The organism is Pedobacter sp. UYP24 (assembly GCF_054057295.1).
This window is the reverse complement of sequence record NZ_JBSRZD010000003.1, coordinates 143,929-169,919: the sequence shown is the minus strand read 5'-3', so window position 1 is coordinate 169,919 and position 25,991 is coordinate 143,929. Positions and strand designations below refer to the sequence as shown.

General features: G+C 37.9%; 22 protein-coding genes and 1 tRNA gene. 13 read left to right on the top strand and 10 right to left on the bottom strand.

The features are described from left to right. The first annotated feature begins 55 nt into the window (after positions 1–55). The 4 genes from ACVWYN_RS09035 to ACVWYN_RS09020 all read left to right on the top strand — a co-directional run bounded on the left by ACVWYN_RS09035 (position 56) and on the right by ACVWYN_RS09020 (position 2,605). Positions 56–394 carry a PadR family transcriptional regulator gene (locus tag ACVWYN_RS09035; RefSeq protein WP_457288523.1) on the top strand — a complete coding sequence of 113 codons (339 nt, stop codon included), beginning with the start codon at positions 56–58 and terminating at the stop codon, positions 392–394. Further along, positions 394–1,056, top strand: coding sequence for a hypothetical protein (locus tag ACVWYN_RS09030; protein WP_457288522.1), 663 nt, complete (start codon positions 394–396; stop codon positions 1,054–1,056). The genes ACVWYN_RS09035 and ACVWYN_RS09030 overlap by 1 nt, the downstream gene beginning before the upstream one ends. 81 nt (positions 1,057–1,137) lie before the next feature. Next, positions 1,138–2,106, top strand: a complete 969-nt coding sequence (locus ACVWYN_RS09025; protein WP_457288521.1) for a Fic family protein — start codon at positions 1,138–1,140, stop codon at positions 2,104–2,106. A 94-nt stretch (positions 2,107–2,200) separates the two neighbouring features. Continuing rightward, entirely contained in the window at positions 2,201–2,605 is a 405-nt protein-coding gene (locus tag ACVWYN_RS09020) for an EVE domain-containing protein (RefSeq protein ID WP_457288520.1), read from the top strand. Positions 2,606–2,615: 10 nt separating this feature from the next. On the opposite strand, the gene ACVWYN_RS09015 is transcribed toward ACVWYN_RS09020, so the two are convergent. Next, the gene (locus ACVWYN_RS09015; RefSeq protein WP_457288519.1) at positions 2,616–3,137 is read right to left on the bottom strand and encodes an acyl-CoA thioesterase; all 522 of its coding nucleotides are present in this window, start codon (positions 3,135–3,137) and stop codon (positions 2,616–2,618) included. A 43-nt stretch (positions 3,138–3,180) separates the two neighbouring features. On the opposite strand from ACVWYN_RS09015, the gene ACVWYN_RS09010 reads away from it, so the two are divergent. Next, entirely contained in the window at positions 3,181–4,680 is a 1,500-nt protein-coding gene (locus ACVWYN_RS09010; RefSeq protein ID WP_457288518.1) for an alpha-amylase, read from the top strand. Here the strand turns inward: ACVWYN_RS09010 and ACVWYN_RS09005 are convergent. Both ACVWYN_RS09005 and ACVWYN_RS09000 read right to left on the bottom strand, forming a co-directional pair. Beyond that, on the bottom strand, positions 4,677–5,924 hold the full coding sequence (locus ACVWYN_RS09005) for a type IX secretion system plug protein (RefSeq protein ID WP_457288517.1): 1,248 nt from the start codon (positions 5,922–5,924) through the stop codon (positions 4,677–4,679). The genes ACVWYN_RS09010 and ACVWYN_RS09005 overlap by 4 nt on opposite strands. 14 nt (positions 5,925–5,938) lie before the next feature. Beyond that, positions 5,939–7,855 (bottom strand): ABC-F family ATP-binding cassette domain-containing protein, encoded by a 1,917-nt coding sequence (locus ACVWYN_RS09000; RefSeq protein WP_457288516.1) that lies wholly within the window; start codon positions 7,853–7,855, stop codon positions 5,939–5,941. A 58-nt stretch (positions 7,856–7,913) separates the two neighbouring features. Between ACVWYN_RS09000 and ACVWYN_RS08995 the strand changes: the two genes are divergently transcribed. Next, positions 7,914–8,939 carry a quinone-dependent dihydroorotate dehydrogenase gene (locus tag ACVWYN_RS08995; protein WP_457288515.1) on the top strand — a complete coding sequence of 342 codons (1,026 nt, stop codon included), beginning with the start codon at positions 7,914–7,916 and terminating at the stop codon, positions 8,937–8,939. A gap of 52 nt (positions 8,940–8,991) precedes the next feature. Here ACVWYN_RS08995 and ACVWYN_RS08990 read toward each other — a convergent pair whose 3' ends face one another. From ACVWYN_RS08990 to ACVWYN_RS08980, 3 genes are all read right to left on the bottom strand, one after another. Beyond that, entirely contained in the window at positions 8,992–9,168 is a 177-nt protein-coding gene (locus tag ACVWYN_RS08990; RefSeq protein ID WP_457288514.1) for a spore protein, read from the bottom strand. 28 nt (positions 9,169–9,196) lie between these two features. Then, positions 9,197–9,270: transfer RNA gene (locus ACVWYN_RS08985), tRNA-Cys, on the bottom strand. Between the two features lie 49 nt (positions 9,271–9,319). Then, positions 9,320–10,069, bottom strand: a complete 750-nt coding sequence (locus ACVWYN_RS08980) for a TrmH family RNA methyltransferase (RefSeq protein WP_457288513.1) — start codon at positions 10,067–10,069, stop codon at positions 9,320–9,322. Between ACVWYN_RS08980 and tamL the strand changes: the two genes are divergently transcribed. After that, positions 10,060–12,453, top strand: a complete 2,394-nt coding sequence (gene tamL, locus ACVWYN_RS08975; protein ID WP_457288512.1) for a translocation and assembly module lipoprotein TamL — start codon at positions 10,060–10,062, stop codon at positions 12,451–12,453. The two genes, ACVWYN_RS08980 and tamL, sit on opposite strands and share 10 nt — an antisense overlap. Position 12,454: 1 nt before the next feature. Here tamL and ACVWYN_RS08970 read toward each other — a convergent pair whose 3' ends face one another. From ACVWYN_RS08970 to ACVWYN_RS08960, 3 genes are read right to left on the bottom strand one after another with little or no spacing between them, the layout of a single operon-like run. After that, the gene (locus tag ACVWYN_RS08970; protein ID WP_457288511.1) at positions 12,455–12,985 is read right to left on the bottom strand and encodes a hypothetical protein; all 531 of its coding nucleotides are present in this window, start codon (positions 12,983–12,985) and stop codon (positions 12,455–12,457) included. Further along, positions 12,982–15,315, bottom strand: coding sequence for a patatin-like phospholipase family protein (locus ACVWYN_RS08965; protein ID WP_457288510.1), 2,334 nt, complete (start codon positions 15,313–15,315; stop codon positions 12,982–12,984). The genes ACVWYN_RS08970 and ACVWYN_RS08965 overlap by 4 nt, the downstream gene beginning before the upstream one ends. 37 nt (positions 15,316–15,352) lie before the next feature. Further along, positions 15,353–15,850 (bottom strand): TspO/MBR family protein, encoded by a 498-nt coding sequence (locus ACVWYN_RS08960; RefSeq protein ID WP_457288509.1) that lies wholly within the window; start codon positions 15,848–15,850, stop codon positions 15,353–15,355. Positions 15,851–16,276: 426 nt separating this feature from the next. On the opposite strand from ACVWYN_RS08960, the gene ACVWYN_RS08955 reads away from it, so the two are divergent. The 3 genes from ACVWYN_RS08955 (at position 16,277) to ACVWYN_RS08945 (ending at position 19,304) form a co-directional block, all read left to right on the top strand. Then, entirely contained in the window at positions 16,277–16,858 is a 582-nt protein-coding gene (locus ACVWYN_RS08955; protein WP_457288508.1) for a glycosyl hydrolase 2 galactose-binding domain-containing protein, read from the top strand. Positions 16,859–16,943: 85 nt separating this feature from the next. After that, positions 16,944–18,989 carry a glycoside hydrolase family 2 protein gene (locus tag ACVWYN_RS08950; RefSeq protein ID WP_457288507.1) on the top strand — a complete coding sequence of 682 codons (2,046 nt, stop codon included), beginning with the start codon at positions 16,944–16,946 and terminating at the stop codon, positions 18,987–18,989. A gap of 42 nt (positions 18,990–19,031) precedes the next feature. Beyond that, positions 19,032–19,304, top strand: a complete 273-nt coding sequence (locus ACVWYN_RS08945; RefSeq protein WP_457288506.1) for a hypothetical protein — start codon at positions 19,032–19,034, stop codon at positions 19,302–19,304. Between the two features lie 69 nt (positions 19,305–19,373). Here the strand turns inward: ACVWYN_RS08945 and ACVWYN_RS08940 are convergent, their stop codons facing one another. Beyond that, on the bottom strand, positions 19,374–19,931 hold the full coding sequence (locus ACVWYN_RS08940; protein ID WP_457288505.1) for a hypothetical protein: 558 nt from the start codon (positions 19,929–19,931) through the stop codon (positions 19,374–19,376). 76 nt (positions 19,932–20,007) lie between these two features. Between ACVWYN_RS08940 and ACVWYN_RS08935 the strand changes: the two genes are divergently transcribed. The 3 genes from ACVWYN_RS08935 to ACVWYN_RS08925 all read left to right on the top strand — a co-directional run bounded on the left by ACVWYN_RS08935 (position 20,008) and on the right by ACVWYN_RS08925 (position 25,989). Next, on the top strand, positions 20,008–20,220 hold the full coding sequence (locus ACVWYN_RS08935; protein ID WP_457288504.1) for a DUF6965 family protein: 213 nt from the start codon (positions 20,008–20,010) through the stop codon (positions 20,218–20,220). 386 nt (positions 20,221–20,606) lie between these two features. Then, the gene (locus ACVWYN_RS08930) at positions 20,607–23,258 is read left to right on the top strand and encodes a family 78 glycoside hydrolase catalytic domain (RefSeq protein ID WP_457288503.1); all 2,652 of its coding nucleotides are present in this window, start codon (positions 20,607–20,609) and stop codon (positions 23,256–23,258) included. A gap of 34 nt (positions 23,259–23,292) precedes the next feature. After that, on the top strand, positions 23,293–25,989 hold the full coding sequence (locus ACVWYN_RS08925) for a family 78 glycoside hydrolase catalytic domain (protein ID WP_457288502.1): 2,697 nt from the start codon (positions 23,293–23,295) through the stop codon (positions 25,987–25,989). Positions 25,990–25,991 lie beyond the last annotated feature (2 nt).

Genomic DNA, 25,991 nt, shown 5'->3' with positions numbered 1-25,991 from the left:
AATATTTTTACATACATAATATTCTTATGTATGTAATTATATATACATTTGCATTATGGCGATGAATAATGAATTGTTTAAAGGCACGCTGCAAACCATCATTTTAAATCTTCTTTCTCAAAATGAAAAGATGTATGGTTATGAGATTACACAGAAGGTAAAGCTAATTACCCAGGGAGAGCTGATGTTAAAAGAAGGGGCACTTTACCCGGCATTGCATAAACTGGAAGCAGAAGGTTTGTTGGAAACCTCTACTGAAGTGGTTGATAACAGATTAAGGAAATATTATTCCTTATCTGAAAATGGGGAATTGGAGGTGGTGAGCAAATTACAGGAAGCAAAAGACTTTATTCAAAACTTGCAATTATTGTTAAATCTTAAACCTGCATTATAATGGTATTACAGGAAGAACAAAGGGCAGAAATAAGAATACATATCTACAGTAAGCCTACCTATCGTGAAACTTATTACGAAGTGTATGACCATATTTTGAATGCTCTTGAGGAGTATGAAGGTGAATTTAATATTAAGCTGGTGGAAGAGATTGTTAATTCTGATTTTGGTGGCTTTGGTCAGATTTTAGAAGATGAAAAGGAGTGCCAGAGGCAAGTTACTTTAAAGTATTGGAGGTTATTGCTTGCTGAAATGCTTTACACTTTTAAATTTCCCGCAATCTTTCAAAACCTTGCTGTACTATTTTTCTGCTATTTGTTTTATGATCATAGTATTCATCATTATGTAGAATTGAAACCTACCCAGCAAGCTGTAATTATTATTCTAACATTACCAGGTATTATTTACCTGATAAAGCGATTTGTCATAGATCGGAATCGGTCTAAAGTTTCAATAAAGTATGATTTTTTACACCAGTCATGGCTTGTAGGAATAATTTTATGGAGTACTATTTTGGCTTTATTTTTCAGCAAAATCAGCCAGGTTGAAATCAGCAATCATCAAAAGGTATTCATCATGATGATTTGCTATTTCCTAACTAATATTTATATAAGATCGTTAATTAAGCTTTATAAAAGAGATATTAAGGTACTCGCATTTTAATTTCATCCTGATCTTTTTTAACTTTCTTGTTTGCGCTAACAATATTAATCTCCATATTTGATAGTATCATATGATACTATCATGAAATACGATAAACCCTCCTATCAAATTACCGCAGAGGTATTAAACTTACTCGCATCAGTGTCAGAAAGGATAGGTGAGGTAAACGCCATACAACTTAATAGACCAGCCGCAGAACTGCGTAAAAGTAACCGAATCAAGACTATTCAATCTTCTCTTGCAATAGAAGGCAATACCATTACAGAGGAACAAATTACTGCGTTGCTAAATAACAAACATATCCTTGCGCCAAAAAAGGATATTCTTGAGGTCCAAAATGCAATTGCAGTATACGATCAGTTAGAAGAACTGAAACCTTATAAATTAACATCATTGCTAAAGGCACACAAGCAACTCATGACAGGATTAGTTAATAGCGCCGGACAGTTGCGTAGTGGTAATGTTGGTATTGTAAAGGGCTCTAAAATCACTCATGTTGCGCCGCCGGGAAATATGGTAAAACACCTCCTGAGTAATCTTATATTATATGCTCAGCACGATCCGGATCCTGTAATGATCAAAAGCTGTGTATTTCATTATGAATTTGAATTTATACATCCTTTTGCTGATGGCAATGGTAGGATGGGCAGGTTATGGCAAACAATTTTGCTAATGAACTCATACCCTGTTTTTCAATTTTTACCCATCGAAAGTATTATCAAAGCAGATCAGGATCAGTATTACCATGCCTTAAATCATTCAGATAGCATTGGACATTGTAGTCCTTTTTTAGTATTTATGCTAAAAAGCATGATCAAAGCTTTTGATGTATTGCTAGACGCTCGCGTTAAACCACTCACAACCGAAAGCAGGGTTGAGATCTATAAAGCTGTTGCGGCAAACAAGGAGTTCACCAGAAAGGAATACCTTAGTCACTTCAAAGTGATTTCCCAGGCAACAGCCAGTCGCGACCTTAAAGATGCTACGGAAAGGTCAATTCTCGTGAAAAAAGGAGATAAAAGGTTAGCGACTTACAAGTTTAGAATATAAGATGCGAACAAACTATTTGGCCTGAAAGCTCATATGTGCTTTCTTATTCTCTGTGATTTGCTATTTTTGACGTTTAAATAATAAAAAGAGATCAATGAAGCACTGGTTGGTAAAGTCTGAACCGTTTAAATATAGCTGGGATAAATTTAATGAAGATGGGCGTACTTTTTGGGACGGTGTTCGGAATTACCAGGCGCGCAATAACCTGAGGGAAATGCAGGAAGGCGATCTGGTTCTTTTTTATCATAGTAATGAAGGAAAGAATGTAGTAGGCATTGCAAAGGTGGTAAAAGAAGCTTATCAAGATCCTACAACGGAAGATACCAACTGGGTAGTAGTAGATTTATCGCCGGTTGAGGCTTTGAAGAATCCTGTTTCTTTGGAACAGATAAAGGCAGAGGAAAGCTTGAAAGATATCTCGCTGGTAAGACAGGGGAGGTTATCTGTGATGCCATTAAGGGCTACAGATTTTGATAAAATTCTGGAAATGGGTAGCTAACTGGCTGTCTTTATTCTGGATAGAATAGTGCTTTTAATTCCAACGCCTCATGTGCTTTCATTTTGCCGCTAAGTACTAATCTCAATTGTCTTCTGCGCAAAGCACCGGCAAATAATTCTTGCTCTTCATCAGACTCTGGAATCAATTCTGGAACAGGGATAGTGTTGCCAGCTTGCCCCACTGCAACAAAAGTATAGTAGGCCTCGTTGGATTTTACACGGGCACCTGATGGAATGTTTTCAGCCCATACATCCAATCGCACTTCTACAGAGGTATTAAAAGCACGTGTTACTTTAGCCTCTATTGTAATCACGTCGCCAAGTTTAATAGGGTGTTTAAATGATACATTATCTACAGATGCAGTAACCACTATATTGTTGCAATGTTTTTGTGCAGAAATAGCTGCCGCAATATCCATCCAGTGTAATAACCGGCCGCCCATTAAATTATTTAGTGTATTTGTATCATTTGGCAGCACCAATTCATTCATTATGGTGAAAGAATGGCTTGGGTTCTTTACTTTTAACGTCATACTGCAAAAATAAACAATTTGTAACACTTCATGTTATAGGACTATGACCAATCAACTACTTATCCAGTATTTTCACTGGTATTATAATGACGATCAAAAACTATGGGTTAAAGTTGCTGAGGAAGCAGGCCATATATCTGAACTTGGCGTAACTGGTGTATGGCTGCCTCCTGCGTATAAAGCTACATCTGGAGAGGCATCAGTAGGTTACGATTGTTATGATCTTTACGATTTAGGCGAGTTTGATCAAAAGGGTTCTGTAGGAGTAAGGTATGGTAGTAAAGATGAATATATAGCCGCTATTAATACACTGAAAGAAAAAGGAATATCTGTAATTGCAGATATCGTTTTTAATCATAAAGCCGGCGCTGATGAGCTGGAAAGGATAACTGTTAGAAAGGTTGATCCGGAAAACAGAAAGGAGTTTATTTCTGATGAGATGGAAATTGACGCCTGGACTAAATTTACTTTTCCGGGCAGGAAGGGTAAATACTCTGAATTTATATGGGATCACCAGTGTTTTAGCGGTATCGATTATGCAGATGATTTACACGAAGAAGGGATATTCTCCATTCAGAATGAATATGGTGATGCCTGGGAGGATGTACCTTCTCATGAATTGGGGAATTATGATTACCTCATGTTCAATGATATTGATTCCAGAAATCCTGCGGTAAGACAAGAGTTGAAGAATTGGGGAGAGTGGTATTATAAAACCTGTGGCATGGATGGTTTTAGGCTGGATGCCGTTAAACATATTTCTGCAGATTTTCTGAACGAGTGGTTGGATCACATGAAGAATACTTTTAACAGGGAATTTTTCATAGTGGCAGAAAACTGGGTAGTGAATGATGTGGAACAGCTATTAAACTATATCCAAGTTACGGAAGGCAGGATGCAGCTTTTTGATACCATGTTGCACCATAACCTATATCAGGCGGCACAAAATCATGAAGATTTTGACCTGAGCAAGATCTTTGACAATACGCTTGTACAATCTCACCCTACACTAGCTGTTACTTTTGTCGACAATCACGATTCTCAGCCCTTACAGGCTTTGGAGTCTTACGTGGATTTTTGGTTCCGTCCGTTGGCTTATAGTTTGATTTTATTAAGGGAACAGGGTATACCATGTTTATTTTTTCCAGATTTATATGGCTGTAAATACACAGATGTAGGTGCACATGGTGTAGAAACCGAAATAGAGATTATTGGTGTGCAGGAGTTGCACGAGTTGTGTAGGTTAAGAAAGGATTGTTCAACCGGACTGCAGCGCGACTATTTGAATCATCGAAATTGCATTGGCTGGACCAGAGAGGGCACTGATGACATTTCTTGTTCTGGTTTTGCTGTAATTATGTGCAATGGGGGAGATGGCTTTAAGGATATGGAAATTGGGATAAGGCATGCTGGCAAGATATTTATTGATGCATTGGGCCATTGTAAAGAGGAGATAGAAATTAACGAAATAGGTTGGGCAACCTTTAAATGTGAACACAAGAGTGTTTCTGTTTGGATAGCTAAGACTGAAGAGGAGAACTAACGTTTAACGTTGTTGATGTTGGTATAACCAATTAATTCCTCCCAACGGGAGCCCGGTTTTCGGTAGTATACATACACCTGATAAGTATTGTCGGTTTCAAAGAAAGATCCTTCAAAAACTGTTTGATCGGTTTTTTGTGAGTCTTTATCCAGCCAGACGTATTTGTAATCGTACAAGCCTTGTTTTAAGAAGATGTTCGTATAAAATTTTTTTCTGGAAGGCTCAAAGGTGAGTCGGCTGTTCTCGTTTAACACATAATTGTTAAACCGGCCAACTACATAAGCATCTCCATTTTTAGTTGGGGGTGTGGCATTGAGTGTAAATGCTATACCGGCATAGTCACTATCAGTTTCAGGTTCTCTGCCTTCGTTGTTACGGATAAAGAAATCTCCATTTTCATCTACCAGGTTGCTGTATTTTACTTTGCTGGTAACCGGATCATTGAACAGGATAACGTTGACTATTGAATCTTTAATGATATCTCTTACGTTCTCTGCTTTATAACGTAAGCTGCGGATGTCAAATTTCCTGAATTCGTTCCCGCCTGGGAAATCATTGGTATTTAGATCGTTATATACCAATGAGCCTTGCTTTATAAAGGAGGGTTTGGTGTTTACAATTGCGGTTTCTGGATTACCATTTTGCATAACTACTGCCTTTAAATCTGTGTAGGGATTTTGTATGGCTATTTTATGGAATATGGTAAAGTTGATTTTTTGGTTGGAAAATCTGAGTGATACCTGCTGACTAGGTACTACATCAACCGCTATGTTGACGATGTTTTCTACTACATAGAAACGTTGAGAGATTACCGGTTTCTTTAGATCGCCATCTTCATATACTTTTAAAAGGTAATTGCCTGATATTTTTGGCCTGATTTGACTGTTCGGCAAGGTAAGCTGGTAATGCGTATATTTTTGTAGGGTACCGAAAGAGTATTTGTAGTCCTGTATTCTATCTTCCGACAGGCTTTCCAGATAATCCATAGTTGATAGACGCGATGGTTTCCAATCGGACGTGCAATGCTCAATGGCATACCAATAGATCTTACTGCCGCCTTTCAGGTCGTCAAATGAAAACATCAGTTGTTCATTGGATTTCAGCGTAATGATGGGGATTGATTGTTCTTTTTGTACGTTGTAGCACTGAACCGTTTTAATATTTTGCTGGTAAACTTTGTTTTCATATACAAATTGCTGCTGCGCAGCAGCAATTTGTACGGTAATTAATAAGGTAAAAAACAAAGTTAGCCGACTGATCATTTTCCCTCCAACCCCATAATGTCAGATGCGAGATCTTCCCATGTGTTTTGAGCGGTATCCAGCAAAGTTTTTGCTGCCTGATAGCGTTTGTTAGCCTCAGAAAGCTTATTGGAATCTGTGTAAGTTTTCTCATCAGCTATTTCACTTTCGATAACCTTTACCTGGCTTTCAAATTCTGAAATATCCGTTTCAATCTTTTTTAGCTGATCGTTTAATTTTTTTAGCTGTTGTTGCAGGTTTGGACTGGCTGGCTTATTTTCAACTACTTTTTTTACTTCTTTATCTGGTCTTACAGGTACTGGAGTTGGTTTGGCTGGTATTCTTTTGCTATTCCACTCTTCATACTCGGCATAAGTTCCAGGATATTCCTTAATATCCATGTCTTCAATAAACCAGATTTTGTTGGCTACATTATCCAGGAAATACCTATCGTGAGATACGGCAACAAAAGTTCCTTCGTACTGCGTAAGCGCCTGTATCAGAATGTTTACAGATTGTATATCCAGGTGATTGGTAGGCTCATCCAGAATGAGGAAGTTGGAATCTGTTGTTAATGATTTGGCAAGTGCAACCCTTGATTTTTCTCCTCCAGAAAGTACACGGATCTTTTTAAATACATCATCACCAGTAAAAAGGAAACAGCCTAAAATTCCCCTTAGTTCTGTATCGGTATGTTTTGGCGCGAAAGCCTGCAATTCTTCTAATATGGTGTTCTCCAGGTGTAAGGACTCCAATTGGTGCTGTGCAAAGAAGGTGGTAGTTACGTTGTGGCCAGTTTCACATTTACCTTCAAAATCTTCTGCTCCAGCAATAATTCTCAGCAGGGTTGATTTACCCTTACCATTGGCACCGATCAAGGCTATTTTATCGCCTTTTTCAATTAATCCTTCGGCATTGGAAAGAATATCGATATTCGGATAGCTCTTATAAGCATCTTCAACTTTGATTACATGGCGCCCAGATGGCTTTGAAAACTTAAACTGGAAGTTTACTGTAGGGTTATCATCATCTACATCCTCTACACGTTCCATTTTGTCTAGTGCTTTCATACGCGACTGAGCCATTTTAGCTTTAGAAGCTTTGGCTCTGAAACGTTCTATAAGGCGCTCCTCTTGTTTGATCTTAGCCTGCTGGTTTTTAAATTCTCCTTTTTGAATTTCACCTCTCAATGATTTCTCTTCCAGGTAGAAGGAATAGTTTCCAGAGTAAGGTGTTAGCTTTCCTTTGCGGGATTCTACAATCTTGTTAACCACTTTATCAAGGAAGTACCTATCGTGAGAAACGATTACAATTGCGCCCTCAAAGCTGCCCAAATAAGTTTCCAGCCATTTGATGGAAGGTAAATCCATGTGGTTGGTAGGCTCATCCAGTAATAAAATATCAGGTGTTTGCAATAGGATTTTAGCCAGCATTACACGCATCCTCCATCCTCCGGAAAAGGTATTTAAAGGGCGGTGCTGATCTTCTGTGCTAAAACCAAGACCTGCAAGGATCTCGTTTGCGCGGTATTCAATGTTATAACCATCTAAGGCTTCAAACTCCTGCTGTTTATCGCTAAGTTTGTAAAGTATTTCTTCAGAATAATCAGTCTCAATTTTTTTTAGGAGTACTTCAATCTCGTCATGCAATTGGTTTTGGCGCTCAAAAGCTTCCATTGCAACATGTAAGATACTATGATGAGAATCGTAAGAAAGCAGATCCTGGTTCAGGTAGCCTATCTTCAATTCTTTCGACATAGAAATGCTGCCTGAAGAAGGTCCGTATTCTCCAACTATTATTTTTAAAAGTGTAGATTTTCCTGTTCCATTGGCACCAATAAGGCCAACCCTGTCGCCCGGTTTAATATGCCAGTTTGCCTCGTCGTATAAAGCTCTGGAGCCTATAAGGAATGTTAAGTCGTTTATCGAAATCATGTGATTGCAAAAATACAAACAAATGTGCATTTTTGGCATTATTTAATATCTTCGTTGCATGTATCGTCTAATTAAGCCTATTTTTTTCCAGTTTGATCCGGAGAAGGTTCACTATTTTGTGGTGAAGCGATTAAAATGGTTTCATGAGCACTTTCCACTGGGTAAGACTATCCTGCGAAGCAGTTTTGATATAAAGATCAAAGGACTGGAGCGCGAGGTTTTCGGCATAAAGTTCAAAAACCCTGTAGGTCTAGCAGCTGGATTTGATAAAAATGGCGAATATATTGAGGCCCTTAGTGATATCGGTTTCGGTTTTATTGAGGTTGGTACTGTAACTCCGCTGCCACAGCCTGGCAATGATAAGCCCCGGATGTTTAGGCTGGAAGAGGATAAAGCCCTGATTAATAGAATGGGTTTTAACAATAAAGGCGTTGATACACTGGCTGAAAGATTAAGGCTTTTAAAAAGTAAAAACACGGAAATTGTAATTGGCGGAAACATTGGTAAGAATAAGATTACGCCAAATGAAGAGGCTGTTAGCGATTATATCAAATGTTTCGACAGGTTGCATGAGGTTGTGGATTATTTTGTAGTGAATGTAAGCTCTCCAAATACACCCGGTTTAAGGGCTTTACAAGAGAAGGAGCCACTAATGGATTTGCTACACACCTTGGAGCAACGAAACCAGAAGAACCCAGTTAAGCGCCCAATTTTGTTAAAGATAGCTCCCGATTTAACGAATGAGCAGTTGGATGATATTGTTGAGATAATCTTGGAAACCGGAATTGCAGGGGTGATTGCTACCAATACCACGATTGATAGGGAAGGATTGCATAGTGAGTTTAAAAAGGAAGCAGGTGGTTTAAGTGGTAAACCTTTAACTGCACGCTCAACAGAGGTGATACGTTATCTCTCTCAAAAATCCAATAAGGCATTTCCTATTATTGGTGTTGGTGGTATTCATTCGCCACAAGATGCTAAAGACAAAATAGCGGCAGGAGCATCGTTAGTTCAGATTTATACCGGCTTTATTTATGAAGGCCCGGCATTGATCAAGCAGATCTGTAAAGCATTGATTAAATAAAAAAAGGGATACTTTATTCAAGTACCCCTTTTTTTATAGTTTAAGACTGAACTTATGCTTTTGCAGTAAGTTGATCTAAGATCGCATTGTTTTTAGCCAATTGATCTTTAGTAGATTGTCTTGAACGGCTTCCTAACTCAATGTTAGTAGCAAGTTTCAAGCTTTTAACATCCTGTTTTGCGAAATTTTTATTTCTTCTGTCTTTTCTTTTTAATCTTGTAACTGCCATGTCAATGTTTTTTATTTAAATATAAATCTGGAGGTCGAGAGCGGATTCGAACCGCTGTAGGAGGTTTTGCAGACCTCTGCCTAGCCACTCGGCCACTCGACCCTGTTAAAATTCAGGCTGCAAAAATAGTAATTATATGTTACTATGCAATTTATTTCTGTAAATTTCTATAGATATCTGCACATAATATAGCCGCGGAAATGGCAACGTTAAGTGATTCCGTTTTTCCGGCTCCTGGAATGTGAACCGGATTACTAATATAGGGTATCACTTCCCTACTGATTCCTTTACCTTCATTACCTAAAATTAGGAGGCCTTCTTTACCCCAGTCGGTATTATACATACTTTCCCCAGCTAATAAAGCGCCGTAAACAGGTAATTTGTTGATTTTTAAAAATTGGGGCAGATCTTCATAGTAAACATTTAGTCTGGCTAAGGATCCCATAGTTGCCTGCACAGTTTTTGGGTTGTACACTTCAACCGTGTCTAAAGAGCAGATAACGTGTATAATTCCAAACCAATCGGCCGTTCTTATGATCGTCCCTAAATTTCCAGGATCCTGTACCCCATCAAGTACCAGCGTAAAGTTGTTTTGTAACAGCTTAGTTTCCAATATTGGTTTTTTTGGAATAGATACCAATGCAAGTATGCCTTGCGGAGTTTGCAAAGTACTAATCTTGTCAAGTTCAGCGTTGTTTACTTCAAATAACTTTATATTTGATGGAAGATTAGTAAGTAAAGAGCTGTATTGAGGAAGAAAATAAATACTTTGAATATGGTAAGGAGAACTTTTAAACTCTGTGATAGATTTTATACCTTCAATAATGAACAGCTCATTTTCTTTACGGTACTTTTTTTGATGTAACGATTTAATAAAACCTAACTGAGACTTTGAAAGCATATCTATCTTATAAAAATTACCCCTTTTTTCCTGCAATATTACTATTAATTATTCTTTTTGTTACGGGTTGCTCTTCAACAAAGTACATTGCCGACTATCAATCCATCGTTAAGAAGGTAGATATAGACAGTGTTGATAAAACTTTTCACGAAGAAGCGTTAAATTATATACAAAAAGATATACGTCCTACCTCTACTATTGGGATCAATGTGATGATCTATAATATTTTTAATACCAAAGACGGACGGTATAAGACTTCGGGTATTAAGCCCTTAGGAACGCCTCCTCCCATTTTAGACAGTGCACTGGTAGAGATTTCCAGAGATCAAATTGAGAAATTCCTGAAAAGTAAAGGTTATTTTAAGGCTAAAGTAAAGTCGAGCATTACGATAAAGAATCAAAAGGCTAAGGTTCGTTTTACTGCAGATCAAGGTCCGTCTTTTAAGATCAACAAAATAGCATATAAAATTACGGATCCTGCTACAAAGGAGGTGTACCTAAAAAACAAAGCACTATTTACCCATTTTAAAGAGGGGATGCGGTACGATGATGATTCGTTATCCTATGAGCGCGACCAGATCTATCAGGTGATGAAAGAAAATGGCTACTTTGACTTTTCTAGACCGTACGTAAAGTTTGAACTGGACACGAACCTAAATGCCAGTAAAGTGAATGTTTCACTTCTGGTTGATAATCCGAAAGATAAAGACCATCATGTAAAATATAGCATAGGGGAGGCTAATTTGGTGATTGCTCCAAATTCAGATGGCTTTCCAAATGGTAGGGATACTGTAGTTTTAGAAAATAAGGTATTCAGAGGATTACGTTATACTGATTTTTCTGGCAAGTTTAGAAGAGGCCCAATTGCAAGATATAATTTTTTAAGGGACTCATCTGCTTACGATATCAGAAATGAAACCCTGACTTACGACAGGCTTTATGAATTGAATATTTTTAAGAACGTTAAAATAGATTATACTAAAGCAAAAGATAGCTCTAATAAGGTTTTGCCAGTTATTGAACTGATCCCACAAAAGATTATGAGCAATAGAATTGAGGGCGAAGTGCCTTTTAATGGTGGAACAGTTGGATTTACAATTAGTAATACTTATTCTAATAACAATCTTTTTAGAGGAGCAGAGCGATTTGAGTTTCAGGTTAAGGGAGGCTTACAGTCCAGGATTGGTAATGGGAGTAAGTTTTTAAGCGATATTTATCAGCGTGATTTTTCTATGAGTGCAAACTTGAGTGTGCCCAGACTCTTGTTGCCATTTATTTCGGCTCGGCCAGGAAGAAGAGGAGGAATGCCTCATACTATATTCTCTAGTAGCTATGCCTATGCTTTACAAACCGGCTTCTTTCAAAGGCACGTAGTGCTGAATTCCGTGACCTACGAGTTTGTAGAATCTAAATCTAAGTATCACTCTTTAACACCATTAAATTTTGAATACCGTTATGGTAATCTGAGTAAAGATTTGGCTGATAGCATAATTCAGAATAACCAATATTATGTGAGGTTGCTTAGTCGTAAAGATATCACCCTTGGTATTAAGTATACGTTTTCACTTAATGCTGATAAATTACTTACAAATAGTGATTTTATCTATTTTAGAGGAAACATAGATTTGGCAGGAAATATGCTGCAATTGGCTTCCAAAATATTGGGAAATAGGCACAATCCTCAAGCAAATGATTTTGCAACTATTTTTGGTTTACCGTTTAATCAATATGTACGACCTGAAGTTGATTTAAGGTGGTACAAAGGTTTTGGGGGAGACAAGCAACTGGTGTCCAGAATAAACGCAGGTGTTGGGTTTGCTTATGGAAATTCAGTAACCATGCCTTTTGAAAAGCTATTTTTTGCTGGAGGTTCTAGCGGAATCCGTGCCTGGCAAGCACGAACCTTAGGGCCAGGTAGCTATAACAGGGGCGAAAGCATCCCAGATTCGGCTACAAGACGTTCTTTGTTTGGGATAGACCAGCTGGGTGATATGCATATTGAGGCCAATTTGGAATATCGCTTTTTGTTGTTAAACAGGTTTTTTGGTGCGAAACTTAAAGGGGCAGTATTTGCAGATGGAGGTAATGTGTGGAATATTTCCAAGTCGAATACAGATCCGGCTAGCAGATTTGATTTTACTAAACTCGGTAAACAGATCGCCTTGGGAACAGGTATGGGATTTAGGTATGACGTTCAATACTTCGTTTTCAGGTTTGACGTAGGTTTAAAGCTTAAAGATCCTCAGTTTGATGGTTCGGAGCAATGGGTAATCAGTAAGTTCCTTGGTGGCGGTAAAGATTTTAAACGTGTTTACAATGCCGCCAATACGCCTTTTCAATACAGGTTTGTACAATATAACTTTGGTATAGGAATGCCTTTCTAGCTTAGAATACGTTTTTTAACCCATCAAATATGGTTTCGAAAAATGTAGATAGGTTTAATCCGTTGCTATGGTTAAAATAGATGAAGATCAGCATAAGTATTACGGCGACAATGATAAACTTGCGAAAAGCAAATGCTAATACTATTAAAATGACCGGAAATAGTACCATCCAAAAACTACTGAAGGCATAGGGAGATAAATTTCCTTCTTTTTTATATACATAAATTAGCTTACTGTGCGTCCCCTTATCATTCTGATGTTTAACATAGACGAAAGCAGAGCTTTCCAGTTGCATGGGTAGAATTGCGATACCATCGTGAAAAGTTACCTCTTGGGTAAAGCCGCTCACGGTAAAAGTGTAAAGTCCGTTTATGGTTTCAATTGGGCTACCCAAAGAATCAGCCGCTATAATCGCCAGTTTGCTATTCTTGAGCAGGCTCTCTTTTACTAAAAAGTTATTGATTTCAGAATTTTGAGCATAGCAGATGCTGAATGCAAATAGTAACAATATTAACAAGTAAACTTTTCTCATTCTAAGGATCGTTTATTATAAATTAGATAGCCCAAATGTAATAAAACGCCGTTTCTTTTTATTGGATCATTGTACATATTATAACTAAGGCTAATTGGACCTATAGGCGTATGGTATACTAAGCCTGCTGTACCGGCATACCCCCATTTTGTAAAGGGCTTATCGTGCTCCACACCCTGAAATCCGACTTTGTCGAATTTTTGGTAAGGTAGAAAAACATAACCCTCCGCTCTGATATCGAGGTGCCTTCTTATGGAATAGATGTTTTTTAATCCACCAGCCAGATAACTAGTTGCCCTGAAGTTTGTTAAAAACAACGACCTGCTGTCTTGCAATGGGTAGAAGGAGGGTGCTGCCAGCAATGTAGAATAATAGTTGCTGAACAATGGTTGATTAGATAATACTCCTTCTGCAGCGTAGCCTAGTACATATTTTCCGTTTCTAAAGAAATAGTTTTCATCACTAACCTTGAGGTTAAACCATTGTCTGTACTGGCTGATTACAATCATTTTTGTAGTGGGCAGCGCGCTCAATATGTTAGGATTGGTTTTGATGTTTCCTGATCTAAAACTCTCACGCCCAGCAAACAAGTTTAAACTGAATAGAAAATTACGCCCCTTATTTGCGTACTGTTTTCTATTTAAGGTATTTTGTTCAAATGTAAGTGAAGATCTGGATGCATTAAAAATGGTTTTATCCAATTCATCACCAACATTAAATTGGTTATCAGGACTATACTCGTCGCTGTTATTTACAAAAGAAGTACCCAGTGTAATGCGTGTATTGCGATTGAGTGGTATTCCCATTTTAAGCCCTATCTTTCTATCAGCCTGTTCAATGTACGTAGGGTTGGGGTTTTCTATGAAAATTGAACTGGAATTATAGTAGTCAAAGTGGTTGTAAGTTAAATCTGCAGCTAAAAACAGAGGTAATTTTGATGGATAATCGATACGGCCACTTAGCTGCACTGATTCATAGAACCTGCCGGAATAAAGATTAGTGCCAAATGTATATGACTTTTTATTAAGGTAATTATATTGTACACCTAAAAATACATTGCTAATTGGTCTTGTAGAAATATTTCCACCGAAATCTATTGTAAAGCTTTTCTGTGGTTTTGCTACAATCTCAAAATTATAGCTATCGGTAACTGGATTATATGATATTTTAGGATAAACTGTTTCAAAAGTTTCATCAGCTACCAATTTATAATAGCCTTTTTTAATATCATTCAGATTAAAGGTTTTTTGATCCCTTTTAAACAATCGCTCTATGTATTTTTTTTGCTGTGAATTTACCCCTGAGACAGTGACTCCACTAAATACTAAATTTGGCTTTTTATTATTGAAGCTGTTTCTTTTATCAATTAGGGTTTCCTGATCAACACGGCGTTTAATTTTTTCTTTTATCTGGGGCATCTCAGCAATTGTGGCATCATAACCTTGTTTAATTAATGCTGCTACAGGGTTGAAGTTAGAAACAGAATAATCTGCCAGATTTGGCTGAATATATACTCCATTTTTCCCAATCAATGTTGAATCTGATTTTGAAAGGAACATAAATACCATAAGGCGGTTCATTAACCGTTCATCGCCTGTTTTAGGATATTCATTAAATATTTTTGAAGATACGTTAGATCCGATCATAATATCAGGATGGAAACTTTTCTTCATCACATCGGCTGGAAAGTTATTGTACAATCCCCCGTCGAAAACATATTTATCGTCCAGCTTAATAGGTCTATATATCAAAGGAACTGTCATGGTTGCCCTTACAGCTTCTGCCAAGCTTCCTTTGCTTACTGTAATACTAGTTTGCGACAATACATCTGAAACCATGCATCTATAGGGAACAAATAGGTTATCGAAGTTGTCTTTAGAAATGGCAGATGCTTGGGAGAACAGTTCCAGTAAAGCGAAGTTTAGCGGGATATCATTAACCAGATTTGAACGGAAATTTAACCTAAGGTTGGTATCTATTGATAGTTTAGCAGTTAAAATGGAAGGATTAATACTTTTTTTCTGAAAAAAGAAGTTGTAATCGCTTGTGTAGCGTCCTCCAACCCAATCCTGGAAATCACTGCTCAAGGCAATTTTTTCTATTTGTGCCGGAGAATAGCCTGCGGCGTACATTGCTCCTACAATACCACCCATTGAAGTTCCAGTAATATAATCGATGGGAATTTGGTTTTCCTCCAACGCTTTTAAAATGCCAATATGAGCAATACCTTTAGCACCTCCTCCACTCAAAACCAGACCTACCTTTTGCCCATAACCTGCAATTGTACAGAAAACAGGTATTAGAAAAAGATATATTTTCCAGTTTAGCACATTTTAAAATTAAGGTTTTTTAATGTCCTTTTGAAACCTAGTTCAATTTATAAATGGTGTACATTAATACAGTTGCAAAGCTGACCCATGCAATATATGGAATGAATAGTAATCCGGCCGTTCTGTCTATCTTATAAAATATCCTTGCTGTAATAACTATAGCAATAAGAAGTGCAATAATTTCATAGAATGCTGCTCCTATTAAATGTGAATAGAAAAAAAGGAAAGACCAAAAGAGGTTTAAAACGAGTTGTATAATGTATGTCGCAATGGTTCGTGGAAAATGTTCAATTTGATCTCTTTTTTGCCAGACAAGGTAGGCTGATATTCCCATCAAAATATATAGCGTAGTCCACACTGGCCCAAAGATCCAATTAGGTGGATTAAATGATGGTTTATCAATAGTCAGGTACCATGTCTTTACCGATGCCTGTGTCAAAACTGCACCTATTACTCCAAAGCTTAGCGGAATAATCAAATTGATAATAAACGCTGGAATACTGAATTTTTTAGGTTTTATACCGTCTGATTTCATAGCTTATGTAGTTTAGTGCAATATAGGAAACCCAATATTATTTCTAGATTTATATTATGAAGAATACACACCCTCAACTAAAGATTGGGCTATTTGGAATCGGACTGGAAGCATATTGGGCGCAATTTGAAGGCCATGAATCAAGACTTTCAGGGTAAGTAGCGCAGTTAGCCGCAAACCTTTCAAATTTGGGAGCTGAAGTGGTTAACCTGGGATTGATAGATACTCCAGAAAAGGGCTTTAAAGCCCTACATATACGAATAGTCGCTATAAGTTTAGCGCAGGCGCTAAGGCATTTGTTGAGACCTGGAATTCTCACGGACCGGCACCATTATGCAATTGGAATTAGCCATATTTCATCCAAAATTATTAAATTAGGTCCCTTTATTGGGATAGAGACCATTAAGGTTTGCTAAAAAAAATCCCATGAAATACATCGTTGTAGTGCTCTTTTTAATGACTATAGTGCCTTGTTTGGCACAGACAGGAAGTCTGTCCACGGCCTCTTCAGAACAGTCATTTTTCCTTACTTCATCTGCTCTGCATGGTGGAAATTCGAATTGGCAAATGGAAAAGGTTAGTAAAGCTCAAGCTGGCGGAGAAATAATTTCCACGATTGGATACAACTCTATTGGCTGGAAAAGAGCGGTAGTGCCTGGTACAATCCTTACGAGCTTAATAGAAGACAAAACCTATCCTGATCCTTATTGGGGAGATGTGAATAGAAGAACAAACAATATTATACCTGACATTGCAGATGCTGGCCGGGATTTTTATCATTACTGGTACAGGACCGGATTTACATTGCCCGCCAGTTTTAAGGGGAAACGCATATGGATCAAGTTGCATGGTATCAACTACAAAAGCGAAGTTTGGTTTAATGGTGAAAAATTAGGAAATCTGAACGGTATGTTCAATACACGTTCTTTTGATGTAACGGAACTAATCAATTCTGGTAAACAAAATGTAATCGCGGTTAACGTTTCTCCTGTAGACATTACAGGGTAGTAGTGGTCCTAAGAATAAGAAAAGCAATGGAGCTGTAGGCGAGAATAGTAATGGTGGAAACGGTGAAATTGGAAAGAATGTTACTATGCTGATGAGCGTTGGATGGGACTTTACTTTGCCGGATGGCGTAAGAGATAGAAACACAGGTGTTTGGCGAGATGTAGAAGTATATGCTACCGGGAATGTTTTGTTGGAAAATCCTTTTGTGCAAACCAAATTACCGCTTCCTGATACAACATCTGCTAAGGAAACAGTTTCAGTAGAAGTTTACAACGCAACAGGAAGCCTGCAAAATGGGTTACTTAAGGGGCATGTAAAAGAATTAGCCATTAGTTTTGAACAAGAAGTAAAATTGCAACCTCACGAACGTAAAACAATAGTCTTCTCTGCAGAAAAATTTAAGGTCTTAAATATTTTAAATCCAAAACTGTGGTGGCCTGTTAATAAGGGCAAGCAAAATTTATATAATTTGCAACTTAGTTTTGTTCAAAAAGGTCAAGTTAGTCATGCTAAAAGCATAAGGTATGGAATAAGGGAGATCACATCAGATCAAAATACACCAGATAGATCCAGAAGATTTTTAGTGAATGGGTATCCGGTCTTTATCAGGGGTTCTAACTGGGTTCCTGAAGCCATGCTTAGAAATAATGTAAAGAGAACCCACGCTGAACTTCAGTATACTAAGCAGGCAGGTTTAAATTTATTGCGACTTTGGGGTGGTGGTATTGCCGAATCTGACTACTTTTTTGAACAATGTGATGAATTGGGTATTTTAGTGTGGAATGAGTACTGGTTAACCGGCGATACGCAGTTCCCAACAGAAGTTCCTTTGTACCTGGAAAACCTTGAGAGTACTGTTAAAAGAATCAGAAACCATGCTTCATTGGCTTATCATGTGTCATCCAATGAATCTACCGAAATTAAAGGAGCTGCCGATCTCATAAAATCCTTAGATCCAACAAGAGGTTATCAGATGCAATCTGAATGTTGTGGTGTGCATGACGGAAGTCCTTATAAGTATGAAAATCCAATGCAATATTTTGAAAATACTGCATCCAAAAGAGGCAGTAGGGTAGATGGCTTTAATCCAGAGTATGGTACACCTTGCTTGCCTACGGTAGAGTCGTTACGTGCAATGATGCCTGAAAAGGATCTCTGGCCAATTAACAAAAAGATATGGGATTATATGGATGGGAATGGCTTTCATCAGATAACAACTAAATACACCGATGCGGTTAATCAGTTTGGATTATCGAATTCCATAGATGAATTTGCTAAGAAAGCACAATTTGTAGGGGCGTTAAATTATCGCGCCATATGGGAGGTGTGGAATTACAACAAATTTTCCTTCGGTGATAGGTGGGCGTCGGGCTTTCTATTCTGGTACCACAATAGTCCCACTAGGCAAACTGGTGGAAGAATGTACGACTGGAGTCTTGAACCTACGGCAGCATTATATTATTCTGAGGATGGTCTTGAACCATTACATGCTCAATTTGATTATCTTAAAAATACGGTATCCGTGTATAATGACTACCGAATTGGTTTTAAAGATTATCAGCTTAGCGCTGATGTGTACGACATTAATTCTAAAAAAATTGAGACTAAGCTCGCTTTAATCGATATACCAGCCGATGGGTTAGTAAAAGATGCGATTAAACTAGCGTTTTCGGAGCCTATTTCGCAGGTTCACTTTATTAAACTAATCCTTAAAAACAGTAAAGGAAAAGCAGTGTCAGATTCCTTTTATTGGCGATCAAAAGATTCTTATAAGGGGGCTTGGACACTTACTGGTCCAGCAGTTTCAGGTTTTCAGTCTATTAAAGATATCGGATTAGCGCAATTAGATGTAAAGGCTTCCTTTACAAAAACAGGTAAAGTGACGGTAAAAATAAGAAACCCATCTAATGTCATTTCATTTTTTACGCAACTCAAACTACAAACCTCTAAAGGAACTAGTCTCAGTCCAGCTTTCTACACAGACAATTTTTTTAATTTATTACCAGGAGAATCAAAAACTATTAAAATTGAGTATAATGAAAATGATATAGAAGATGGTCAGGTTATTTTGTTAACTGATGGATTCAATGTTGGTAAAGTAATTAAGTACCAATATAAATTTAAACCTTAATCTATTTTGTTTGTTCTACATCTATAATTAAAATTAGCTGTTATGGAAACTAGAGATTTGAATAACCCAAATAAGCAAATTAATGATGATACAGCATTTGAGAATGCTGATGTAGACCCTGGTTTTTTAGGGCATCAAGAAAATAGCAAAGAACTTAGTGGTCGGGAAGACAAACGCGAGCATAATATCGATTCCAATTTAAGCATAAAGGAAATGCGTGAAGGGGAAAATGAGAAAGATAATGGTGATGAAGCCGACGCCTTAAACTATAAGAATGATAGGGAGCATGGCGCTTTCAATCCAAAGAATATTTAACTTTTGCGAAGGAGAATAAATAGAGCGGGTTTGCAAAAGCAACCCGTTTTTCTGTTAGTGAAAATTACTTTAAATATGGATAATTGGTTCGTATTTTTCTTTCACTGCATCTGCAATTCTTTTAATAAAAAGATAATTGATGGTGCCACCAATCACCGCGCCAACTACAGGAATTAAACGTTGAGCTGTTTTAGAACCTAAACTCATTAAGATCTTCTCTGCTACTTCTTCCATCACATTTTTCGAAATAGCGATCCCAGTATCTGCTTTCAATGATGAGGCTACAATTTTAAAAAAGTCTTCAAATGGAAATTGATAGCTGCCAGTATTGTGGTAAGCAATAGCCATAGTAACCCTAAACTGTTGCGTGATCAAATTGATTATATCCAAAGGTATACCAATCAAAACGGTACTCAAACCTCCTACACCTGTAACTATCCCAGATCCTGCAGCAAGGTAGGCACATTGATTAATGAATTTATCTATCCCCATTTTATCAACGCCCTTTTTGATGTTTAATTGATCTATATGGCTATAAATTTTATGGAAACCCCCTTCTGAAAGGTCTGATAAACCTGCTTTTAAGTCTCTTTTAATCTTAGTTGTGTTTAACCTAGGTATTCTCATACGATAAATGTTTTGATTGTATGTGTATGTACTACTTTCGTGCCACATGTTCTAAACGAATTCTTATCTTTGAAATATGACTCCAGACGAATACGAAGCATCATTTCATGGCATAGATCTGCCGCAATCAATTCATTTATTTCCAGGATCATATATACCAGATGTACCAGGGTATATTAAACAGCAGGTAGGAATTCTGAGGGTAAATACTTCCCCAAGGATTCAAGCGCCTATTGAATACAGATTAGAAGTTTTACTACAACTGATACAGGATAAAAATAATGTATAAATAAAAAGGGATGTCCCATCCAGGTACATCCCTTTTCTAACCAAATATAAACCTGTATGAACCAGGATATTTTAAAATTTCATTGTAGGGTACAAAACACACGATATACCCTTTAAGAAACACACAAAATCTTTTTGTCATTTAGCGACGCGTTGCATTGCTTAGATCATACTAACAACATTCATACCATAGTGTATTTTGTACACTCTTTGTTGAATATGGGCTTTTTGAATGGTTTTGCTAACTATTAAATAATCTGTTTTTCTGGACAGAACTATTAGAAGGGATTACATTGTTAATGCAGGACAGTGCATGACAGCTTTTTAAAAAATATTGCTGATACTAGTAAAGTTATCTTTTGTCATTAATTTTAAGACTAACCATTTATGAATCAGCAACTAAGTAGGCTATTAATAGCACTGTTATTCACATTATTATTTCCATTTGCCAATATTGCAGTGGCACAGAAGCTGAGTGTTTACGATTTAAAAGTAGAGCACCAAATTAATCCAATGAGTGTGGATAGTCCAAATCCAAGATTTAGCTGGAAAATAAATGCTTCTGCAAAAAATACTAACCAGACTAGCTATGAAATAAAACTTGGTAAAAGTGCAAAGATGGAAGGCAAAGGATCATGGATGAGTAACAAAGTTACAGACCAGTCTGTTCTAGTTGCTTATGATGGAGCATCTCTTTCCAGTAAGACCAAATACTACTGGCAGGTACGTGTAAAAGACAATCATGGAAATACTTCCCCCTGGTCTGCGGTACAATTTTTTCAAACAGGTTTAAAACTGGCAGACTGGACTGCCAAATGGATAACTGTTCCTGGTAAAGACGATTCACCTGTCAGTCCGCTATTCAGGAAAGCATTCTCTCTGTCTAAGTCTGTTCGCTCTGCAACAATTTACATCACTGCAAAAGGGCTCTACGAAGCTAATATAAACGGTCAACGTGTTAGCGATTATTATTTCGCACCAGGTTGGACAAGTTACAGGAAACACCTGCAATATCAAGTTTATGACGTAACCAGTTCTATAAAAAAAGGAAATAATGCAATTGGCGTTACTATTGGAAACGGTTGGTACAGGGGTAGAATAGGTTTTAGTTATCAGCACAATTTTTACGGTGACAGTAGGGCATTATTATTACAATTGGAAGTAGAATATACGGATGGTACTAAAGAAACCGTTAATAGTGATGATAGTTGGAAAACCAGTGATGGGCCAATATTGGCATCTGATATTTACGATGGTGAAACTTACGATGCAAGGATGGAAAAGCTGGGGTGGACAAACAAGGCTTACCAGGAAGATGCTTCATGGAAGACAGTCAGGATTATCGATAAAGGAACAGAACAATTAGTAGGTATGAGCGGCCCTCTTGTTAAAAAACATGAAACTTTTAAAGCACTAAAAATATTTAAAACGCCTAAAGGTGAAACTGTAGTTGATTTTGGACAAAATATGGTAGGCTGGGTGATGCTAAAAGCAAAAGGTCCGGCAGGTAAAAAAATAACTTTAAGTCATACAGAAGTTCTGGACAAAGAAGGTAACTTCTACACAGAAAACCTCCGCACTGCGAAAGCTCAGGATCATTACATTTTAAAAGGCGAACAGGAGCAAGTTTTTGAACCTCATTTTACTTTTCAGGGATTTAGGTATGTTAGGGTAGATGGTTATCCGGGGGAACTTAAATTAGAAGATCTAACTGGTGTGGCATTGTATTCAGATATGGAAGCTACAGGTAAATTCTCTACCTCTAATGCACTTTTAAATCAATTACAGCACAATATTCAATGGGGGCAAAAGGGAAATTTTGTTGATGTCCCAACAGATTGTCCGCAACGAGATGAACGTTTAGGCTGGACGGGTGATGCTCAGGCTTTTGCTGCAACTGCAGCTTATAATATGGATGTTTCAGGATTCTTTACCAAATGGTTGAAAGATGTTAAAGCAGATCAAACACCAACCGGGGCTATTCCTCACGTAATACCAAATGTAATGGACGACGGGCAAAGTGGCGCTGCAGGCTGGGCTGACGTTAGTACTATTATTCCATGGGAGATGTACGTAGCCTACGGCGATAAGAGAATACTAGAAGTGCAGTATGAAAGTATGCAGAAATGGGTTGGCTTTATCACATCAAGAGCTAAGGATAACCTATGGAATACAGGATTTCACTTTGGAGATTGGTTGTTTTATCGTCCTAATGATGATAATGACGGTCGCGCTGCGGTAACTGATAAATACATGATTGCTCAAACTTTTTACGCGCATTCTACACAACTACTGGTCAATGCCGCAACTGTGCTGGGCAAAATAGAAGACGTTGAAAAATATACCAATCTACTTCAAAATGTAAAGGCAGCATATGTTAAAGAATATATGACGCCTAATGGGAAACTAGTTTCTAATACGCAAACGGCATACGTACTGGCACTACAATTTGATATGCTGCCTGAGCCATTGAGGCAACAAGCTTCAGACAGATTGGTGGCTAATGTTAGAGATTATGGTAACCATTTAACAACTGGTTTTTTAGGTACTCCATATTTATGTCATGTGCTGAGCAGATTTGGTCACGAGGACGTTGCTTACGACTTACTAATGCAAGAAAGTTATCCGTCATGGTTATACCCTGTAAAAATGGGAGCAACCACTATATGGGAAAGATGGGACGGCATTAAGCCAGACGGGAGTTTTCAGACACCTGATATGAATTCTTTTAACCATTATGCTTATGGTGCAATTGGTGACTGGATGTATAAAAATGTGGCAGGTATCAATCCTGTTTCTGCTAAACCAGGTTATAAAGAAATCATGATCAAACCTATACCAGGAGGCAAACTTACAAGCGCATCGGGAGAGTTAAATACCTCATATGGTATTGTTAAATCATCTTGGACTTTAACAGATGGGCTGTTTAAGCTTGATGTAACTGTACCAGCAAATTCAAAAGCTACTGTTGTCCTGCCTAAGAGCGGAAAAACGGAGCAGATTGGCTCTGGTAATTATCATTTTGAATATAAATACTAAATAGCTTACCTTGTATCAGCACACATTAATATACATGAAATCTTTTATCCAAATTATCTTTAAACGTCACTACGTATTTCCTGGAGTTTTTCTGTTGACTATATTACTATCCTCAACTGTATATGGTCGTTCAGTTACTCAGCCCGTTAGCCTTCAAGTTGAGCATCTGGTAGCACCAATAGGAATTGACATGACAAATCCTCGTCTTTCATGGATGATGCAAGACACGCGACAGGGGGCAAAGCAACTTGCTTATCGAATTTTTGTTGGTAAAGATTCACTGGATGTGATTGGCAAGAAAGGTAATTCATGGGATTCAGGCAAGATGCTTTCTTCTACCAGCCTGGTAAACTATAAAGGTAAATCTCTTGAACCCTACACTAAATATTACTGGCTGTTGGAAATTTGGGGTAAAGATGGTTTAACAGTTTCTAGTACTGCTGTATCTACCTTTGAAACTGGACTAATGACTATGGCCAATTGGAAAGGGGCATGGATTAGTGATGGTAATGATATGAATGTTAAAGCTGCCCCATACTTTAGAAAAGTATTTAGTGCAGAAAAGAAGATAAAATCTGCAAGGGCTTATATCGCCTGCGGCGGATTATATGAATTGTACTTAAACGGCAGAAAAGTAGGTAATCACAGGATGGATCCTATGTTTACCCGGTATGATAGGCGTACCTTATATGTGTCTTATGATGTAACGTCGCAACTGCAGAATGGCAAGAATGCTGTAGGCGTACTGTTGGGTAATGGGTGGTACAACCACCAATCTACTGCCGTGTGGGATTTTCACAAAGCTCCCTGGAGAAATAGGCCAACCTTTTGTTTGGATATAAGAATAACTTATAGTGATGGAAGTGTGGAGACTGTCTCTACAGACCGTGATTGGAAAACATCTTTAAGCCCGATAGTATTCAATAGCATTTATACAGCGGAACATTATGATGCGCGCTTGGAGCAAATTGGCTGGAATATTGTAAACTTTGATGATGCTAAGTGGAAAAATGCAGGGCTGAGAACTGCACCTTCCGGTAACGTGGTATCGCAGCTAATGCACCCGATTCGAAACGTCGAAAAAATACCTGCAATTAGTGTAAATAAAATTAACGATACTGCATACGTATTTGATTTGGGCAGAAACATTGCAGGTGTAAGCCAAATCAGTTTAAGTGGTGAAGCAGGCACGGTGGTTAGGTTGAAACATGCGGAACGATTGTATAAAAATGGTCGCGCAGATATGTCTAACATAGACCAGCATTATCGACCTACGGATGATACTGATCCATTTCAAGTAGATATTGTAACCTTGAGTGGCAGGGGCGAAGAGTCTTTTACTCCACACTTTAACTATAAGGGTTTTCAGTATGTAGAAGTAACCAGCAGTAAGCCTATAAACCTCACTAAAAATAGCTTAGTTGGCTTTTTTATGCATAGCGACGTGCCAGTAGTTGGTGAGATCAAATCTTCTAATCCAACGCTTGAAAAGATCTGGTTTGCTGCTAACAACTCTTATTTGTCAAATCTTTTTGGCTACCCAACAGATTGCCCAACCAGGGAAAAGAATGGGTGGACAGGTGACGCACAGATAGCTGTAGAAACTGGTTTGTACAGCTTTGATGGGATTACAGTTTATGAAAAATGGCTATCAGATCACCGCGATGAGCAACAACCAAATGGTGTGCTTCCTTCCATAATTCCAACCGATGGGTGGGGGTATGATTGGGGTAATGGGCCAGACTGGACCAGCACCATTGCTGTTATTCCATGGAACATCTATTTGTATTATGGAGATGATAAGATTCTTTCTTCCAATTTCCCTAACATGAAACGCTACGTTGACCACATTACAGATATCAGTCCGAGTGGCCTAACTACTTGGGGATTGGGCGACTGGGTACCAGTTAGCGATAAGCCTCCTGTAGAATTTACCTCTTCAGTTTATTATTATGCAGATGCGGTTATACTGTCAAAAATTGCCAAGTTACTTGGAAAAATGGATGATTACCAAAAGTATGCTGCGCTTGCTATAAAGATAAAAAATGCATTTAACGCTAAATTTTTTAATACCACTACTGGTATTTACGGTGCAGGTATGCAAACAGAATTGTGCATGCCTTTGTACTGGAATGTAGTTCCTGATAATATGAGGGCCAAAGTTGCGGCTAACCTTGCTAAAAAAGTAGAAGCAAGTAATAATCACCTTGATGTTGGCTTATTAGGTACAAAAGCTATTCTGAATGCATTGAGTGAGAATGGATATTCAGACTTAGCCTATAAAATTGCTGCACAAGAAACCTACCCATCATGGGGCTGGTGGATTGTAAACGGAGCTACTACGCTATACGAGAATTGGAGAATTGATGCGAAGAGTGACATTTCATTAAACCACATTATGTTTGGCGAAGTAGGTGCCTGGCTTTATAAAGGCCTTGGTGGTATTAAAGCAGACGAGACAGCACCTGGCTTTAAAAATGTTTTACTGAAACCAAACTTTGCAACCGGATTAGATCAGTTTGAAGCAAAGCATACCGGTCCGTATGGCGAAATCATTTCTTCATGGAAGCGCAATGGCGATGCGGTGGTTTATAATGTAACTGTGCCTGCAAACTCAACTGCTACCGTTTACTTCCCATTTATGGCTGGTAAAAAGGCATATAGTGCTGGTAAGCCTGTACCCGATAAATTAAATATCACTGCAGGTCAATACCTATTTGAGATAAAATAATT

Excerpts from the sequence above, each read along its gene's own strand:
- ACVWYN_RS08970 (WP_457288511.1), bottom strand. The coding sequence starts at position 12,985 with ATGAGAAAAGTTTACTTGTTAATATTGTTACTATTTGCATTCAGCATC.
- ACVWYN_RS09015 (WP_457288519.1), bottom strand. The coding sequence starts at position 3,137 with ATGACGTTAAAAGTAAAGAACCCAAGCCATTCTTTCACCATAATGAAT.
- ACVWYN_RS08990 (WP_457288514.1), bottom strand. The coding sequence starts at position 9,168 with ATGGCAGTTACAAGATTAAAAAGAAAAGACAGAAGAAATAAAAATTTC.
- ACVWYN_RS09000 (WP_457288516.1), bottom strand. The coding sequence starts at position 7,855 with ATGATTTCGATAAACGACTTAACATTCCTTATAGGCTCCAGAGCTTTA.
- ACVWYN_RS08995 (WP_457288515.1), top strand. The coding sequence starts at position 7,914 with ATGTATCGTCTAATTAAGCCTATTTTTTTCCAGTTTGATCCGGAGAAG.
- ACVWYN_RS08940 (WP_457288505.1), bottom strand. The coding sequence starts at position 19,931 with ATGAGAATACCTAGGTTAAACACAACTAAGATTAAAAGAGACTTAAAA.
- ACVWYN_RS08925 (WP_457288502.1), top strand. The coding sequence starts at position 23,293 with ATGAAATCTTTTATCCAAATTATCTTTAAACGTCACTACGTATTTCCT.
- ACVWYN_RS09010 (WP_457288518.1), top strand. The coding sequence starts at position 3,181 with ATGACCAATCAACTACTTATCCAGTATTTTCACTGGTATTATAATGAC.
- ACVWYN_RS08935 (WP_457288504.1), top strand. The coding sequence starts at position 20,008 with ATGACTCCAGACGAATACGAAGCATCATTTCATGGCATAGATCTGCCG.
- ACVWYN_RS08955 (WP_457288508.1), top strand. The coding sequence starts at position 16,277 with ATGAAATACATCGTTGTAGTGCTCTTTTTAATGACTATAGTGCCTTGT.
- ACVWYN_RS08980 (WP_457288513.1), bottom strand. The coding sequence starts at position 10,069 with ATGCTTTCAAAGTCTCAGTTAGGTTTTATTAAATCGTTACATCAAAAA.
- ACVWYN_RS08960 (WP_457288509.1), bottom strand. The coding sequence starts at position 15,850 with ATGAAATCAGACGGTATAAAACCTAAAAAATTCAGTATTCCAGCGTTT.
- ACVWYN_RS09035 (WP_457288523.1), top strand. The coding sequence starts at position 56 with ATGGCGATGAATAATGAATTGTTTAAAGGCACGCTGCAAACCATCATT.
- ACVWYN_RS09025 (WP_457288521.1), top strand. The coding sequence starts at position 1,138 with ATGAAATACGATAAACCCTCCTATCAAATTACCGCAGAGGTATTAAAC.
- ACVWYN_RS08950 (WP_457288507.1), top strand. The coding sequence starts at position 16,944 with ATGCTGATGAGCGTTGGATGGGACTTTACTTTGCCGGATGGCGTAAGA.
- ACVWYN_RS09030 (WP_457288522.1), top strand. The coding sequence starts at position 394 with ATGGTATTACAGGAAGAACAAAGGGCAGAAATAAGAATACATATCTAC.
- ACVWYN_RS08930 (WP_457288503.1), top strand. The coding sequence starts at position 20,607 with ATGAATCAGCAACTAAGTAGGCTATTAATAGCACTGTTATTCACATTA.
- ACVWYN_RS08945 (WP_457288506.1), top strand. The coding sequence starts at position 19,032 with ATGGAAACTAGAGATTTGAATAACCCAAATAAGCAAATTAATGATGAT.
- ACVWYN_RS09020 (WP_457288520.1), top strand. The coding sequence starts at position 2,201 with ATGAAGCACTGGTTGGTAAAGTCTGAACCGTTTAAATATAGCTGGGAT.